General features: G+C 64.3%; 19 protein-coding genes. 7 read left to right on the forward strand and 12 right to left on the reverse strand.

Annotated features, from left to right (window positions below):
- Positions 1-17: 17 nt before the first annotated feature.
- From thrS to AC5RUQ_RS18990, 3 genes are all read right to left on the reverse strand, one after another.
- The gene (gene thrS, locus AC5RUQ_RS18980) at positions 18-2,027 is read right to left on the reverse strand and encodes a threonine--tRNA ligase (protein ID WP_493948848.1); all 2,010 of its coding nucleotides are present in this window, start codon (positions 2,025-2,027) and stop codon (positions 18-20) included.
- Between the two features lie 116 nt (positions 2,028-2,143).
- Positions 2,144-5,632 carry a DNA polymerase III subunit alpha gene (locus AC5RUQ_RS18985; RefSeq protein ID WP_493948849.1) on the reverse strand — a complete coding sequence of 1,163 codons (3,489 nt, stop codon included), beginning with the start codon at positions 5,630-5,632 and terminating at the stop codon, positions 2,144-2,146.
- Positions 5,629-5,967, reverse strand: coding sequence for a DUF6504 family protein (locus AC5RUQ_RS18990; RefSeq protein ID WP_493948850.1), 339 nt, complete (start codon positions 5,965-5,967; stop codon positions 5,629-5,631). Before AC5RUQ_RS18990 ends, AC5RUQ_RS18985 begins: the two co-directional genes overlap by 4 nt.
- 132 nt (positions 5,968-6,099) lie before the next feature.
- Between AC5RUQ_RS18990 and AC5RUQ_RS18995 the strand changes: the two genes are divergently transcribed.
- The gene (locus AC5RUQ_RS18995) at positions 6,100-6,489 is read left to right on the forward strand and encodes a hypothetical protein (protein ID WP_493948851.1); all 390 of its coding nucleotides are present in this window, start codon (positions 6,100-6,102) and stop codon (positions 6,487-6,489) included.
- Between the two features lie 18 nt (positions 6,490-6,507).
- Here AC5RUQ_RS18995 and AC5RUQ_RS19000 read toward each other — a convergent pair whose 3' ends face one another.
- On the reverse strand, positions 6,508-6,828 hold the full coding sequence (locus AC5RUQ_RS19000) for a chorismate mutase (RefSeq protein WP_256248964.1): 321 nt from the start codon (positions 6,826-6,828) through the stop codon (positions 6,508-6,510).
- 19 nt (positions 6,829-6,847) lie between these two features.
- Here AC5RUQ_RS19000 and AC5RUQ_RS19005 point away from each other — a divergent pair, with 19 nt between their 5' ends.
- On the forward strand, positions 6,848-7,270 hold the full coding sequence (locus AC5RUQ_RS19005; protein ID WP_493948852.1) for a VOC family protein: 423 nt from the start codon (positions 6,848-6,850) through the stop codon (positions 7,268-7,270).
- A 38-nt stretch (positions 7,271-7,308) separates the two neighbouring features.
- On the opposite strand, the gene AC5RUQ_RS19010 is transcribed toward AC5RUQ_RS19005, so the two are convergent.
- A complete protein-coding gene (locus AC5RUQ_RS19010) occupies positions 7,309-8,070 on the reverse strand; it encodes an SOS response-associated peptidase (protein ID WP_493948853.1) in 762 nt (253 codons plus the stop codon).
- A 128-nt stretch (positions 8,071-8,198) separates the two neighbouring features.
- Between AC5RUQ_RS19010 and AC5RUQ_RS19015 the strand changes: the two genes are divergently transcribed.
- A complete protein-coding gene (locus AC5RUQ_RS19015; RefSeq protein ID WP_163163980.1) occupies positions 8,199-8,456 on the forward strand; it encodes a mycoredoxin in 258 nt (85 codons plus the stop codon).
- 120 nt (positions 8,457-8,576) lie between these two features.
- Here AC5RUQ_RS19015 and AC5RUQ_RS19020 read toward each other — a convergent pair whose 3' ends face one another.
- Positions 8,577-9,323 (reverse strand): lipoate--protein ligase family protein, encoded by a 747-nt coding sequence (locus AC5RUQ_RS19020; RefSeq protein ID WP_493948971.1) that lies wholly within the window; start codon positions 9,321-9,323, stop codon positions 8,577-8,579.
- A 16-nt stretch (positions 9,324-9,339) separates the two neighbouring features.
- Here AC5RUQ_RS19020 and AC5RUQ_RS19025 point away from each other — a divergent pair, with 16 nt between their 5' ends.
- Positions 9,340-9,732, forward strand: a complete 393-nt coding sequence (locus tag AC5RUQ_RS19025) for a DUF2177 family protein (RefSeq protein WP_493948854.1) — start codon at positions 9,340-9,342, stop codon at positions 9,730-9,732.
- A 53-nt stretch (positions 9,733-9,785) separates the two neighbouring features.
- Here the strand turns inward: AC5RUQ_RS19025 and AC5RUQ_RS19030 are convergent, their stop codons facing one another.
- On the reverse strand, positions 9,786-10,589 hold the full coding sequence (locus AC5RUQ_RS19030) for a thioesterase family protein (protein WP_493948855.1): 804 nt from the start codon (positions 10,587-10,589) through the stop codon (positions 9,786-9,788).
- 170 nt (positions 10,590-10,759) lie between these two features.
- Here AC5RUQ_RS19030 and AC5RUQ_RS19035 point away from each other — a divergent pair, with 170 nt between their 5' ends.
- Positions 10,760-11,437, forward strand: a complete 678-nt coding sequence (locus AC5RUQ_RS19035; RefSeq protein WP_163163987.1) for an endonuclease/exonuclease/phosphatase family protein — start codon at positions 10,760-10,762, stop codon at positions 11,435-11,437.
- Positions 11,438-11,450: 13 nt separating this feature from the next.
- On the opposite strand, the gene AC5RUQ_RS19040 is transcribed toward AC5RUQ_RS19035, so the two are convergent.
- A complete protein-coding gene (locus tag AC5RUQ_RS19040; RefSeq protein WP_493948856.1) occupies positions 11,451-11,960 on the reverse strand; it encodes an NUDIX domain-containing protein in 510 nt (169 codons plus the stop codon).
- Between the two features lie 47 nt (positions 11,961-12,007).
- Positions 12,008-12,199, reverse strand: coding sequence for a DUF1918 domain-containing protein (locus AC5RUQ_RS19045; RefSeq protein ID WP_493948857.1), 192 nt, complete (start codon positions 12,197-12,199; stop codon positions 12,008-12,010).
- 98 nt (positions 12,200-12,297) lie between these two features.
- On the opposite strand from AC5RUQ_RS19045, the gene AC5RUQ_RS19050 reads away from it, so the two are divergent.
- Complete coding sequence (locus tag AC5RUQ_RS19050; protein ID WP_493948858.1) at positions 12,298-12,816, forward strand: metallophosphoesterase family protein; 519 nt, start codon at positions 12,298-12,300, stop codon at positions 12,814-12,816.
- Between the two features lie 109 nt (positions 12,817-12,925).
- Positions 12,926-13,819 carry a glucose 1-dehydrogenase gene (locus AC5RUQ_RS19055; RefSeq protein WP_493948859.1) on the forward strand — a complete coding sequence of 298 codons (894 nt, stop codon included), beginning with the start codon at positions 12,926-12,928 and terminating at the stop codon, positions 13,817-13,819.
- Between the two features lie 83 nt (positions 13,820-13,902).
- Here the strand turns inward: AC5RUQ_RS19055 and AC5RUQ_RS19060 are convergent, their stop codons facing one another.
- Genes AC5RUQ_RS19060 through AC5RUQ_RS19070 form a run of 3 tightly spaced genes read right to left on the reverse strand, consistent with a single transcriptional unit; the run spans position 13,903 to position 15,252 of the window.
- The gene (locus AC5RUQ_RS19060) at positions 13,903-14,346 is read right to left on the reverse strand and encodes a DUF1810 domain-containing protein (protein ID WP_493948860.1); all 444 of its coding nucleotides are present in this window, start codon (positions 14,344-14,346) and stop codon (positions 13,903-13,905) included.
- Positions 14,330-14,896 (reverse strand): DNA alkylation repair protein, encoded by a 567-nt coding sequence (locus AC5RUQ_RS19065; protein ID WP_493948861.1) that lies wholly within the window; start codon positions 14,894-14,896, stop codon positions 14,330-14,332. Before AC5RUQ_RS19065 ends, AC5RUQ_RS19060 begins: the two co-directional genes overlap by 17 nt.
- Positions 14,893-15,252 (reverse strand): TraR/DksA family transcriptional regulator, encoded by a 360-nt coding sequence (locus AC5RUQ_RS19070; RefSeq protein WP_493948862.1) that lies wholly within the window; start codon positions 15,250-15,252, stop codon positions 14,893-14,895. The genes AC5RUQ_RS19065 and AC5RUQ_RS19070 overlap by 4 nt, the downstream gene beginning before the upstream one ends.
- Positions 15,253-15,386 lie beyond the last annotated feature (134 nt).

Below are 15,386 nucleotides of genomic sequence, written 5' to 3' on the forward strand. Positions count from 1 at the left end.
GTGCTGTTCCGTTTCCGCTAGCTGGTCCGGTTACGGACGGCTTCCGTGATCCGCTTGACTGCCTCTGCCACGGGCACGCCGTTGTCCTGGCTGCCGTCACGGAACCGGAACGACACTGCGCCTGCCTCGGCGTCGTCGCCGCCGGCGATCAGCACAAACGGGATCTTGTCCTTGCTGGCAGTGCGGATCTTCTTCGGGAACCTGTCCGACGACGTATCCACCTCGGCCCGGATGCCGGCGGCCTTAAGCTGATCAACGACGTCGAACATGTACTCGTTAAACGTCTCCGCCACCGGGATGCCCACCACCTGGACCGGGGCGAGCCACGCCGGGAAGGCGCCGGCGTAGTGCTCGGTCAGCACGCCCATGAACCGCTCCACCGACCCGAAAAGCGCACGGTGGATCATAACGGGACGCTGGCGGCTGCCGTCGGCGGCCTGGAACTCGAGTTCGAACCGTTCGGGCAGGTTGAAGTCCAGCTGAATGGTGGACATCTGCCAGGTGCGGCCCAGAGCGTCCTTTGCCTGGACGGAGATCTTGGGGCCGTAGAAGGCAGCTCCACCCGGATCCGGTACGAGTTCAAGACCTGATTCCTGTGCCACTTCGGCGAGGGTCCGGGTGGCTTCCTCCCAGGTGGCGTCGTCACCGACGTACTTTTCCGGGTCTTTGGTGGACAGTTCCAGGTAGAAGTCGTTGAGCCCGTAGTCCTTGAGCAGGTCCAGGACGAAGGTCAACGTCTTGGTGAGTTCGTCCTTCATCTGCTCGCGGGTGCAGTAAATGTGGGCGTCGTCCTGTGTCATGCCGCGCACGCGGGTGAGGCCGTGCACCACGCCGGACTTCTCGTACCGGTAGACCGAGCCAAATTCGAACAGGCGCAGGGGCAGCTCACGGTAGGAGCGTCCGCGGGACCGGAAGATGAGGTTGTGCATGGGGCAGTTCATCGGCTTCAGGTAGTAGTCCTGCGCCGGCTTGCGGATGGAGCCGTCGGCGTTGAGCTCTTCATCGACGCGCATCGCCGGGAACATGCCTTCTTTGTACCAGTCCAGGTGGCCCGAGACCTCGTACAGGTGGCCCTTGGTGATGTGCGGCGTGTAGACGAACTCGTAGCCGGCTTCAACGTGGCGCTGCCGCGAGTAGTCCTCCATCTCCTTGCGGATGATGCCGCCCTTGGGGTGGAACACCGGCAGGCCGGAACCGAGCTCGTCCGGGAAGGAGAACAGGTCCAGCTCAGAGCCCAGCTTGCGGTGGTCGCGGCGTTCGGCCTCTGCCAGCCGTTCCTGGTAGGCCTTCAGCGCGTCCTTGGTGGGCCAGGCCGTGCCGTAGATCCGCTGCAGTTGCTGGTTTTTCTGGTTTCCCAGCCAGTATGCGGAGGATGAGCGGGTGAGGGCGAAGGCGTTAGAAATCATCTTGGTGTTGGGCAGGTGCGGACCGCGGCAGAGATCGCACCAGACGGTGGTGCCTTCCTTGCGCTCAACGTTGTCATAGATGGTGATGTCGCCGGCGCCCACCTCGACGTTGACGCCTTCACCGGCTTCGGCGGCTTCGTTTTTCTTGCCCAGGAGTTCGAGCTTGTAGGGCTCGTTTTTCATGGCTTCGCGGGCCTCGTCTTCGGAGACCACACGCCGGACGAACTTCTGGTTCTGGTTGACGATCTTGAGCATCATTTTTTCGAGGGTTTTGAGGTCCTCGGGGGTGAAGGGCTCGGCCACGTCAAAATCGAAGTAGAAACCGTCGGCGATGTACGGGCCGATGCCCAGCTTGGCATCGGGGCGCAGTTGCTGGACTGCCTGGGCCATCACGTGGGCGGTGGAGTGGCGGAGCACATTCAGTCCGTCGGGGGAATCGATGGTGACGCCTTCGACGTCGGCACCTTCCGGAAGTTCCTGGTCAAGGTCCTTCAGTTCGCCGTTGACGCGGGCAACAACAACATCACGGCGCTCAAAGAAGAGTTCCGCACCGGTTGTCCCGGTAGTCACCTTGGTCTCTTCGCCATCGACGAGAAGGGTGATCTGCTGGGCATCTGACACGGGTGTCTCCTATTCAAAGTTAAGGCTTCATAGCTTGTGGCGTACGGGGACCACAGCCAGCCATCGTCAATGCTATCGGTTCAGCAAAGGGCCGACCAACGCGGCGCACGGCAGGCTCAGCCGTTAAATCCCGTGATGGCCAGACTCCGGTTGATTCCATCCAGGGGGTGAGGGCCGTCCGGTGCACCGGTGTCCGAAGGTGGAAATGGCAGGGTTTCAGTACGGCTCAGGTCCCAGGCCATGCTTGCGCTCAGGCTGATTCCCCGCGGGCCTGTCCTGCGTGTGGTGCCGCGAATCAGCAGCAGCCTGGTCCCGAACAGGAGCAGGCCGGCGTTTTCCTGGGCTTCGTGGAAGAAGACAGAATCAATACAGCCGGTGCCGTCGTCAATGCTGATGAACACCACCCTCCTGCCGCCGCGCATGGGAGGCGTCTGGGTGGCTACCCTCACTCCGGCCACCAGTACTTCAGTTCCGTTGCGTAAGCCCAGGAGCTTGTCTGCCGTCGTCACTCCCAATCTGTCCAGCATTGGCCGGTGGCTGTCCATCAGGTGGCTGCTGACGTCCACCGCCATCAAATCCAGCTCCGCCCGTACGTTTTCGATCAGGGTAGGTTCAGGGAGGCCGGGCTTGACGTTGCGCAGTTCCACATCTCCCAGGGGCAGGGACAGCTGCCCCTCGAGAACCTCGACGCCTTTCCGCGTACTGCCTGAGTTCTGAAGCTGCTGCAGGTGCTGGACCAGGTCTGCCCGATTCGCCACCCCGCCCGCCTCGCGGTGCAGGGAATCAAAAGCACCAAGCTGGGCCAGGCGTTTGATACTGGGCTTGCTAAGCCGCGAGCGCGCACGGAGGTCTGCAAGGGAGTCATAAGGCTGGCCTGCCACAATCCTCTTCAATTCTGTGGCAGACAGCCCATAGATACCGTTCAGGCTCAGCCTGATTCCCAGTTTTCCCGCATCGGGCCCCTGCCGGACCCGCTCCACCCTGTATTCGCCCTTGCTGCGGTTGATATCCAGGGGAAGGATGGGAATGCCCAGCCTCCTGGCTTCGGCCACCAGCAATCTTTTGGGGTACATGCCGGGATCGTGTTCCCAGAGTCCGGCCAGGAAGGCTTCGGGATGGTGCGCCTTCAACCAGGCCGACTGGTAGGTGGGCACGGCGAAAGCCGCACCGTGGGCCTTGCAGAAGCCGAAGCTGCCAAAAGCCTTCAGGGTCCCCCAGACGTTGTCCACTACCTCCGGCGAATAGCCTTTCTTCCGGGCTTCCCTGCGGAAGAACTCCTCAACACCCAACTCCAGCACTTCATTGCCCAGTGCACGCCGGAATTCGTCTGCCCGGGCCAGGCCGCAGCCGGTCATCACGTTGAACGTTTTTAGGATCTGCTCATGGAAAACGGTCACCCCATGGGTTTCCGCCAGCACAGGTTTCAGGTCCGGGTGGGGGTACACCTCGGGGGCGAAACCGTGCCGGTGTTCCAGGAAGGGCCGGACCATGTCCGACTTCATGGGCCCGGGGCGGAAAAGCGAAATGTCGATGATGAGGTCGTTGAACTCCCGCGGCGCCATTTTGCCGATCAGCTCGCGCTGCCCGGGAGACTCGATCTGGAAGCAACCGAGGGTGTACGTGCTCCTGATGAGTTCAAAGGTGGGTTCATCATCCAGCGGTATGGCGTTGAGGTCTATCTGCCCGTTTTCTGCAATGTAATCCGGGCCGGTTCCGTCCTGCCCGGCAGGATGGGCCCCGGCAGCCACCACTTCCTGTTTTGAGGGATGGATCCGGATGATTTCCCGGACTGCGAACGCCATGGCGCTTTGCATCCTGACGCCCAGGACATCCAGCTTGAGCATGCCCATGGGGTCCATATCGTGTTTGTCGAACTGGCTCATGGGCAGCCCCAGGCCGCTGGGCTGGACGGGTGTCCTGTCCAGCAGGGTTGCGTCCCCCAGGATCACACCACAGGGATGCATTGAAATATGCCGCGGCAGCCGGTCAAGGCGTTCCGTCAGGTCCACCAGCAGGTCCAGCTGCTGGTTGCCGTGGGTCTCCCGCTGCTCCACCCGGCCGGCAAACTCCCTCAGTTCCGGCTTTTCCTGCAGCGCCTCGCGGAACTTCCGGGCGGAAAACCGCCATAGCTGTTTGGCGATGTCCCCAATGTCGCCATCATCCATTCCCAATGCCATGCCGGCATCCCGCACTGCACCTCTTGCCCGGTAACCGTTCTGCATGCTCATCAGCGTGACCCGCTCCGCGCCGAAGCGCTCGAAGATGCGCCGGTAGACGTTGTGCCGTTCGGCGCTTTCGACATCGATATCGATATCCGGCAGGGTGGCGCGATCCCGGGACAGGAAGCGCTCGAAGATCAGGTCATGCTGCAGAGGGTTTACCTGGCTGACATCGATCAGGTAGTTCACCAGGCTGGAAGCTCCCGACCCGCGGGCCGCTGCCCTTACCCCCATGTCCTGGATCATGCGTGAAACTTCGGCGACGGTGAGGAAGTAGGAGGAGAAGCCCAGGTTCCGGATGATCCCCAGTTCATGGTCAAGGCGTTTCCGCATTTCCTTTTCCCGGCTGCCGTGGATTCCCGGGAACCGCCGCCCGATTCCCGCCTCGCAGCGCTGCACCAGTTCAACGTGCGGGTCCTGGCTGATCCCGATGACAGAAGCCTCCGGCACCACTGGCTGCTTCCAGCCCATGTCGGTTTCGGGGTTTATCCTGCAGAGATCGGCGAGCGCCTCGGTCTGCGCCATGAGCTGTTTAAGGTCCTGGGCACCGTAACCCGCTGCCGCGATGATTTCCTTGCCCAGTTGCAGCATGTGGGCGGCGGACTTCAACCAGCCCTGGCCGTTGGGCTGCAGCAGTGGTTCCTGGGCCAGTTCCGGCAGCGATTTCAGGGTCCGTGCTGAATCCAGCACGTCAGCGGTGGCGGCGCCGTCCTCCGCGCAGTACCTGACGGCGTTGCTGAGGATTGCCGGAACGTTGTGCTCCGCCGCGAGCTTGAGCATCCGGACGGCATGCGAGGTGCTCAGGGGCGCCCCCGGTGCGCTGAGCTGGGAAACGATCTCGGCCACCACTGTTCCGCGGGGCATGGCCTCGAGCCATTGTTTGAAAAGGGTCCGCGGGCGCAGGTACCGGCGGCCGCCCATTGCACGCCCGACGTCGGAGTCCGGCCCAAGGAGCACCATCAGCACTGGTTTGAGGGTCTGGGGGTCCAGAGTGCGGGAGGCAAGCTCTGCCCTGGTCACTGCCACTGGAATGGTTCCGCCGGATTTTCCCGAGGTGCGGGCATGGGCATCTGACACCAGCCGGCACAAAGCACGGTACCCAGCCCCGTTGTTGTTGCCGCGGGCGAGCACCACCACGCGGCCGGCCAGCTGGGTGCGGTGATCGCCATCGTCGTCATACACCGCCAGGTCCACCCCGACGATGGGATCAATACCTGCGGCCATGCACGCCTTGAGGTGCTTGATGGTTCCGTACAGGCCGTCGCGGTCAGTGCAGGCGAGCGCGGTTGCGCCGTCGGCAGCAGCAGCCTGCGCCAGTTCATCAGGCCAGGAAACGCCATAGTGGGCACTGAATGCGGTGGAGACGTGGAGATGGGTGAAACTCATGCTGTTCGTGGGCGCAAGGCGTCGTGGATGCGCAGGAGCCGCCAGCGGCCGCTGCGGATATGGCGGGTGAGGTCAAGGGTGAGCGCCTCGTCCTGCTCCTTGGCCGTGCCGGAACCTGCAGCGGACGGGAGCACCTGGACCCGCCAAATTTCGTGGTCAACAAGCCCGGGCCCGCTCCCCAGCGGGGCACGGCTTTCTTCCGCCCACCACTGGCGGCGTTCGTACCAGCGCACCGGTTCAGCGCAGACGGAATAGGACCGTCCTGCCCATTGAAGGCTCACGGGCTGGCCGTCAGGGTTGCAGGCAACAACCACGGATTCGCTGAACATCGCCATGGGAACCTCCCGACAGGCCAAAGAAACAAGAAGAATTCGAATATGTGTTCGAATGCTTCCAGTCTAAGCCAGCGGCAGGACAAATCCTAGGCGGGGGTGGACGGACCGATCGGCAGGGAGCAGGATTGGTCCATGAGCACCCATGACGCACTCCTCAAGCAGGTCAGCATCAAAGCCCAGGACTCCACACTCGTGGCCACCTTCGACATCGACGGCAACATCCCCGGTTCCGGTGCCTACGTGGTGGGGCTTGTGGCTGCCACCCCGGACTACTCCTCGCAGCGGCGGCTGGGCATTGAATTCATGAACGGGGAGGCAATCGCCTTTTTCTCGTTTAACCACGAACAGAGCACGGAAGAGAACTACGATCTTTCAGGCGTGACCCATTCCGGCAACACCATCACCGGCCACTTCCCGCTCGCAGCAATCAACGGACTCGGCAAAGGGCACGTGATGACCGGCTTCAGCGAAGCGGACGGCCGGGAATTCCAGTCCGGAGTTCCGGTGGAGGAAAACCTTTAACAGCTGGGCAGAAACCGCTCAGCTGTTCTCTTTGTGGACCCGGAGTTCGAGTTCGATGAACCCTGAGATCATGGCCCGGTAGGTGGACTCCACGATGTCCGGATCGATGGCCTTCTTCTCAGCGGCGGAGCGGACGTGCTCGATGACCCGCTCCACGCGGCCAGGCGCACGGACCTCGGCGTCGTCGCCCTTGAGCGTTCCGGCGATCCGGATCAGCCGCTCCCGGCGTGCAATGAGGGTGACAATCTGGTCATCCACCTCGTCAACGGCAACCCGGACGGCAGCGAGCTGTTCCTTGTCGGCCAGGGCGTCTCTATCGTTCCCTTGAATTGTTGCCATCCTCTGACAGTATCGAACCATGCAACCCAGAGTCGACTTCATTTCACTGGGCGTCCGCAGCGTCCCGGCGTCCCGCTCCTTCTATGTGGACGGCCTTGGCTGGCCCGTCAAGCGCGAGTTTCCGGGGGACGTGGTGTTCATCCAGGTGAACCATGGCCTGGTGCTGTCCCTGTGGGACGTCCGCCAGATGCAAGCTGACGCCGGTGTCGGCGCGCCGGGCCCCGTCCCCTGCATCACGCTCAGCCACAACCTCCCCAGCACAGGAGACGTTGACCGGGTCATGGCAGAAGCTGCCGCAGCGGGAGCGGACATCATCGCCGAGCCCATCACCCAGCCGTGGGGCGGCTATAGCGGCTACTTCGCAGACCCGGACGGCTTCCGCTGGGAAGTGGCGTACAACCCCACGTGGACGGTGGATGACGCCGGGTCGGTCACCGTTTAGCCCGCCGGCAAAGCCATCCGGGCTGCTATGGGTAACGCCTAGAAAAGTGCTTCCACCGGGCGGATCAGTTCAGGGCCGTTGTTGCGGACGTTGCCCACGTCCCTTCCCACTGAATCCACGTGCCAGTCCGAAGCCACGTCCTTGACCCGCGACCGCACCAGGTCAACCAGCCCCGCGGCGTCGTCGGCCTCCGGGTCGAGCCAGGCCTGCATCGTGGACTTGTCCATCGGCAGCGGCACGCGGTCATGCAGTGCGGTCAGCTTGCCGAAGACAGTTGATTCGCTGCCGGGTGGTGGGGTGTCAGTCGTCAGGATTGACGTGGACAGCATCCAGCCGCCGGGCTCCCCCGCCGGCCAGGCCGGATCCTTCCACCACTCATAGAGCCCGGCAAAAACCAGGCCACGGCCCTCGCCCGGATGTACGTAGTAGGGCTGCTTCCCTTTCCCCGGTCCCTGCTTCCATTCGTAGTAACCGTCTGCGGGCACAGCGCACCGGCGTGACTGGATGGCCTTCCGGAACGCGGGCTTCTCCAGCACCGATTCACTCCGGGCGTTGATCATCCGCGAGCCGATACCCGGGTCCTTCGCCCAGGAGGGAACCAGTCCCCACCGCGCCACGTGCAGCTGGCGCACCTGCTTGCGCTCCGGGCCCTCATCGATCAGCCGCTCCAGGACGATGGGAACGTCATCAGTTGGCGCGACATTCCACGACGGCGGGATGGCCACCTCCTCCTCAAGCTCGGCGTCGAACTCAGCCAGGAGGTCCCCCACGGCACGTGCCATCACATAGCGTCCACACATGGCTCCAGCATGCCATCGGCGGCAGGAGCTGTCATCCGGGGGCGGCCAGGGGCGCAGTTGCCGGGAATAGCGGACTGCACGTTACCGTTGTCAGGAATGAACCCGTAAGCGACACGTAGGAGAAATCCGTGGACTTCACCCCCGAAACCGGCACCATCACCATGTTTTCCACCACCTGGTGCGGCTACTGCAACCGGCTGAAGAAGCAGCTGGACGCGCAGGGCATAGGCTACACCGAGATCAACATCGAGGAAGTGGACGGTACGGCAGAACTGGTGGAGCAGCTGAACGGCGGCAACCGCACGGTGCCCACGGTCCTGTTCCCGGACGGCACCGCGGCTACCAACCCTTCCGCTGCCGAGGTCAAGAACCGCCTCGCAGCGTAGCCGGGAAGCCGGCCAAAGGGCCGGCAGCCCAGGCACCCGCCGTCGGAGGCGTGTGATAACCAGAACGGGACCAGCATTTCGGTGCTGGTCCCGTTTTGTGTACCTGCCATACCCGCCCGGTCATGCCCCCAGGCTGCTGAAGGCAGCGCTCGTGAGGGTGGCATGGCCCGCATAGGTTGCCAGCAGCGCGTCCTCCACCGCTGCGACGTCCACTCCCGGCACTAGATCATTGACGGCTCCGGCCGTGGCGGGGTCCCACTCCAGCCCCAATGCTGCGTAACTGTCGGTGAGGACCTTGCGGATGGGGGCGGAGTTTTCCACTACGATGACGGAGCTGAATAGCCAGCCTCCTGCCACCACGCGCTGGGCAGTGCCCACCAGCTTGATCCGGGAGCCGGTTGTCCGGTCCGTGCCGTGCACACTGTATTCCCCGGGGCAGTACTCACCCGGGATCTCACCCACGGCCGCGTGCACTCCTATGCTGCGCAGCGTTTCAGCGAACAGCTCACCAAAATATCCGAACCGGCTTTTCGATCCTGCAATGGAATCTGCGTCCGGTTCGATGTGGTCCACCACGAGGGTTCCCTGGTGGTAGGCAGCAGCGCGCCCTCCCGCCCTGCGGACCAGCGGTTCGAAACCGTTGTCACGGCAGGCCTGGGCTGCTGCTTCGAAGCCAGGCAGCCGGGTGTCCCGCTGCCCGAATGCCACCGTGGGGGCAGGGCGGTACAGCCGCAACATGGGGCCGATGTCCCCCGTCCTTGCCTTAGCCAGGAGCTCCAGGCCAAATTCCAGGTCACGGGCGGCGCCCAGCGACGTCTCCTGCCGCACTACTGTCAGCGTGCGGGGTCCCGGTCCGGCGTGATGCATGTTGCTAAGCTCCCCTATGGTCATCTTGCAATTCCTCGTTGTCGCCGCAGCATTCGCAGTAATTGACGCCGTCTGGCTCAAGCTGATGAACCCGTTCTACCGGAGCCACATCGGCGATCTGCTGGCGGACAAGCCAAACCTAGGGTACGCGGTTGCCTTCTACGTCATTTACATCGCCGGAATTGTGTTCTTTGCCCTCCGGCCCGCGATCGACGGCGGCAGCTGGCTTACGGCATTGGGCTACGGTGCGGCGCTGGGTGCCTTCGCCTACGCCACGTACGACCTGACCAACGCGGCAACACTCAAGGTGTGGCCGTTGCAGCTGATTGTGGTGGACATGCTCTGGGGCGCTGCTCTGACCGGGCTGTCCACCCTCGCCGGATGGCTTGTCTTCCAAGGCCGGGGCTGAACCCGGCCCGGGCCGGACTTAACGTCCCGCATGGAGTCACGCCGGCGCAGCCGTCACGTCCTGCGCACGGTCAGGATCTGCTCCGCCCTGCCGAAGGGGCCCTGGAGGTCGTGCAGCACCGTTGAGGTGAGGCCGATTCCGTCCCCGCCAAAGGAGACCGCGTTGTCCAGCCCCAGCCATTCCCCTTCGGGGCGGCGGTACATGTGGATCTGCAGGTCCAGGTTGGGGAACGCGTAGCTGTCCGCGCCCGGAGGTACCCGCGCAGCAATGCCGTTGGCGGTGTCCACCAGCCCCATCAGCCGCGCGAGGTCGCCGCTGTCTTCGCGGTCTGACAGGGGATGGTCCGTGCGCAGCCACACCTTGCCGGCCCCGGGCCGGTGCCCTTCCGCCACCCGCATCTCAAGGGAGCGGATGTAGCCGCCCGGCCATACTGACGCTCCGTCGTACGGCTTGCATTCGTCGGGCCCGGGAATGGCGGTGTCTTCCACCGCGGCCACCTCGGAGGTATCACTGGTGACCAGCCGCCAGGCGGTGGCACGGATCGCTGTCCGGCCGCCTGCCACCAGCTCGGCCTGCAGCAGTTCGATGGTCCTGCCAGGCCGCAGCGTGGTGGTCTCGATGTGGAATTCGCCGCCGGGGATCAGGCCCAGGATCTCGAAGCTGAGCCGGGCCATCCGCATGTCCGTCCGCGGCTGGTGCCGTTCGAGGCTGTCGGCCATCAGCCCGGAGGCCGGCGCCATGTGCTGCTCGTGGACGTTCCAGGCGCCCTGGGCGTGGATGGTGGAGCGGAAACGGCCATCACCCAGGGACCGGTAATAGAAGTTTCCCTCAGCCAGTTCAGGCAGATCAGCAGTCAACGGGTGCCCTTCGAAGGAGATGTCAGTGAATTGCCAATAACTCTATCGTTTTGCTCCGGGACCGCCGCCAGGAGCTGCCATCCGACGCGGCGAAATGTTGGAGCCTGGGGGCCGTCATCTGGGTAGACTCAGGAACTGGTCCTGTCAGCAACCCTCGGAAGAGGTGTTCCATGCGCGTCATCAGCTACAACCTCCGCAAGCACAAGGCAAGCGGTGAACTCCTTGCCCTGGCACGGAACCACGATATTGATGCGCTCTGCCTCCAGGAGGTGGATTCCAGCGACCTGCCGGAGACCCTGGGCCCGCTTCACCTCGCGGACGCCACCAAGGGAAACCGGCTCGGGCTGGCCATTTACTACCGCACCAGCCGGTTCACGGCCCTGGACACCCAGTCGTTCGCATTGAAGAAGTCCATGCATGACCGCGTGCTGGCACCGGCCCACGAACGGCTCATCGGTACCCGCGTGATGGACAACGAGACCCAGCACGAACTGGTGATCGGTTCCTTCCACGCCGCACCCCTGACCGCCTCCAACTCGCTGCGGCGGAAGCAGATCCACGCCGCCCATGCCGAACTCCTGAGTATGGGCAAAGGCCTGATGACGCTGATGGTGGGCGATTTCAACTACCCGTTCTTCACCAAGAACCTGCACGTGCACATGAAGAACTCGGGGTATGCGCTCTCGCTGAGCAACCGCCGCACGTACACCCGCTACAAGGTGTTCAAGGGCCACTTCGACTTCGCCACGTCGTTGGGGCTGGACATCACGAGCGTGGAGACCCTCCCGCGCGGCAACTCGGACCACCTGCCCATCCTGGTCCACGCCGAATACGGCCCGGACTACTGACCGGCGTACTGGGCTAAGCGCCGGAAACGAGCCGGTCCCGCAGGTCAGGCCACGCCGCCGCGAAACCGGGATGCAGCTCCTTGCTCTCCACGTCAGCCAGCGGAATCCACAGCAGTTCAATGCTCTCGGGGTCGCTGATGACCGGATCAAATGGCTCTGTCACCAGTACCACCACCGTGGTGTAGGACCAGTAACCCAGGTCCAGCACCGAGGTGAAGAGCACGTCCACGCTCTCCGGCGGCACGGCGGCCTCTTCAAAGGCCTCACGCAACGCGCCCACAACAGCGTCCTCGCCTTTGTGGAGCGCCCCGCCGGGCAGTCCCCAGGTTCCGCCGTTGTGGCTCCAGATGGCGCGGTGCTGCAGGAGCACTCCCTTGGCAGGGTCGAAGGCGAGCACCCCGGCCGCGCCGAACCTGCCCCAGTACCGGCCGTGTTCCCCGTCCACCCAGGCGTCACCGGGATCGCGCGGGCCGGTACGGACAGGCGGCGTGGAGGACGGCGTCGAAGCCAGTGAGTGATCCATCGCTCCAGTCTGACAGGTGGACCGGAGCCGGCGCATCACCTGCGGCGCTAGTGCACGTTGCCGCGTTCGACGGCGAAATCACCGCCGGGGTACATGATGGTTTCGTGGCCGTCATCAAAGCGGACCAGGTAGGGCGGCGTTCCGCCCTGCCCGCGCACTTCGAGAATTACGCCGTGCCGGTCTGTAGACCCGACGGTCCTTCCGTGAACAATAATCCTGTCGCCCTGTGCAGCCTCCATGGCTATCACCTCCAGCCCCAGATTACGACTGCCCGCCATGAGGAACAATGCCAAAGGAAGGCGCCGACGGAAACGGCTCGGCATGGCAGGATTTCCCCATGCCGCTGAACCTTCTCCTGGTCGCCGATACCCATGTGCCCACGCGCGCCAAGGCTCTCCCTGCGCAGTTGTGGGCCGCCGTCGAAAGCGCCGATGTGGTGTTCCACGCCGGCGACTGGGTGACGGCTGAACTGTTGGACCAGCTTGAGGACCGGAGCAGCCGCCTTATTGGGGTCTACGGCAATAACGACGGTCCTGACCTGCGGCGCCGGCTGCCTGAAACGGCCACCGCCACGTTCGAGGGTGTCCGCTTCGCCATGGTGCACGAGACCGGACAGGCGAAGGGCCGGGAAGCGCGGTGCGAGGCACTTTATCCGGACGCCGACGTGCTGGTCTTCGGCCACAGCCACATCCCGTGGGACAGCACCTCCCCTGGAGGGCTGCGGTTGCTGAACCCGGGCTCCCCCACAGACCGGCGCCGCCAGCCTGCCTGCACGTTCATGACAGCGGTCGTGGACTCGGGAACCATCAGGGATGTCAGGTTGGTGGAGGTAAGCCGGGACTCGAAACCCTACTGAACCCCTAGTGGAATGCGGGTTGGCAGGGACAGGCTGAAGTGCCTAGGCTTGGAACGGTAAGCATGCTTAGTTTTACCGTGTTCCACCCCTACCCAACAGGAGGACCACCATGACAGACCAGTACACCTTCCGCGATCCCGTGACCGCGTACGGGAAGATCTCTCCCCCCGAGCAGCACCAGCCCGAGCCGGGCCTGGACGCTGAGCTGGAGCCCAAAGCGGACCTCGGCGAGAACACGTATCGAGGGACCGGCCGGCTGGACGGCAGGAAGGCAATCGTGACGGGTGCGGACTCCGGGATCGGGGCGGCCACTGCCATTGCCTTCGCCCGCGAGGGGGCCGACGTCGTCCTGTCCTACCTGCCGGAGGAGGAAGAGGACGCAGCCCGCATCGCGGGGCTCATCGAGGCCGCCGGCCGCAAGGCCGTGAAGGTCCCAGGGGACCTGAAGGACCCCAACGTCTGCCGTGAAGTGGTTGATACCGCAGTGGCCGTGCTGGGCGGGGTGGACATCCTGGTGAACAACGCCGGCAAGCAGGTGGCGCAGGAGGAGCTGACCGCCATCACGGACGAGCAGTTCGACCACACCCTTAAAACTAATGTGTACGCGATGTTCTGGCTGACCAAGGCTGCGCTCCCACACATGCCGGCAGGATCAACCATCATCAACACCACGTCCATCCAGGCCTACAACCCGTCCCCCACGCTGCTGGACTACGCCACCACCAAGGGCAGCATCAATAACTTCACCAAGGGGCTGGCCCAGCAGCTCGCGCCCAAGGGCATCCGCGTCAACGCCGTAGCGCCAGGGCCCATCTGGACGCCGCTGCAGGTCAGCAGCGGCCAGCCCAAGGAGGAACTGCCGGAGTTCGGCCAGTCCACTCCCCTGGGCCGGGCGGGCCAGCCGGCAGAGCTCGCCCCGGCGTATGTTTTCCTGGCATCGCCGGAGTCCAGCTACGTCATCGGGGAAACGCTGAACGTCAACGGCGGCAGCCCCTCGCCGTAGCGTTGAGTTACACCACGCGAGCCCGACGGCGGTACCTTGCGCAATTGCGCAGGGCGCCGCCGTCGGCCCTTAAGCGTTGGCCCTTAATGTTCGCCCTTGCCCGCCAGCAGCTCGTCGGTAGCGCCATCGGGCTGCCCATCGAAGAACTGGGCCAGGACTGTTTTGAAGACGGTTTCCCCGGGAGCTGCGCGGAGGAACAGCGTCATGGACGACTGCAGCTTCCGCGCGTCGATGCCGCCCAGGATGTCCTCCGCCGGGCGGCCTTTGTGGTTGGTGACCGCAAGGGCGCAGTCGAGAAGCCGGGGGCCCAGCACGGGATGGTCCAGGTACTCCCGGGCTTCGGCAAGGGAGCTGATGGCGTACCGCTGCGACATTTCACTCTGGCCCAGGCCGGCGATCTGCGGAAAGATGAACCACATCCAGTGGCCGGATTTCCTGCCCAGCTGCAGTTCGGCCAGGGCCTGGTCATAGGTCCCGCCGCCATCCTGCGCGGCAACAAATCGGTCCAGGTTATAGGGATCGTTCATGGGTGTCTCCTTGTGATGGGGCTTCGTGGGCAGGTTGCTGTGCGAGGTAGGCGGCCGCGCTGCGCAGCCGGCTGTCAGAGTCCGTCCGCCATCGGGCGAGGACAACATGTGCGCGTTGCCGGTCGCGCCCGCCGAGCCGCGCCAGGAAGGGCGCCACGACGTCGGCCAGCAGGGGTTCGGTCAGTTCGCTCGTGCCGGCAGAGCGCAGGAAGCCCTCAATCCGCGTCAGGTCCGAATGGCGCAGGAGTGACTCCCTGGATTGGAGCAGCACAACGGCGGCGAGCCGGCGCTCGAAGACTGCCCTGGAGCCGGGCTTGGGCTGACCCCACAGGGCGGATGCCAGCTGTACCACGGCGTCGTGATCGAAGTCCTTGTACTTTCGCAGGGCGTCGCGGATGGTCCCCCGGACAGCACCCACAGAGGAGCCGTAGGAGGCCAGCTGCCCGCCCAGCCGGCCCTCGACGTCGTCCGCACGGTACCAGGCACCCTCGTTCTGCAGCGTGCGGTCAATGAAGGCGGCAACAACAGTCACGTCCACGCCGCTGCTCATTGACTGCGGCCTGCCGATGCGTGCCGGATGCAGAACGGGGTCCACGGCCGTGCCTCCAGCCTGCCTTCGGCGATGGCGTCCCCGCAGACCGCGCAGGTCCCATAGGTGCCGACGGCGATCCTGGCCAGGGCCGCCTCCACCTCGCCGAGCCCAATGCTGCTCTGCTTCAGCAGGGCGGACGCCTGGGACAGTTCGAAGGCGATGGTGGAGCCCTCCGGATCATGCTCGTCGTCCACGTTGGAGTCCTGGCGTGCTGAATTTGCGGAGGCGATGTCCGCGCGGAGGGCCGGCAGGAGGGCCGCCTTCCGCTCCCGTTCCTCCTCGAGCAGGAGACGGAACCGTTCGTAGTCGGGCATGGGAAAAGCCTACGCGGGGTCAGGACCAGTTCCTCGCCACCGGTGGTTCCAGGCGGCGCACGGCGAGCCGTCTTTGACGGCCAGCATTTCTCGTTATGGAGCGGAGAAACATCCGCCTTCCGCACGCCAGGCGC

The sequence above is a fragment of the Arthrobacter sp. MDT2-3 genome (assembly GCF_059090465.1).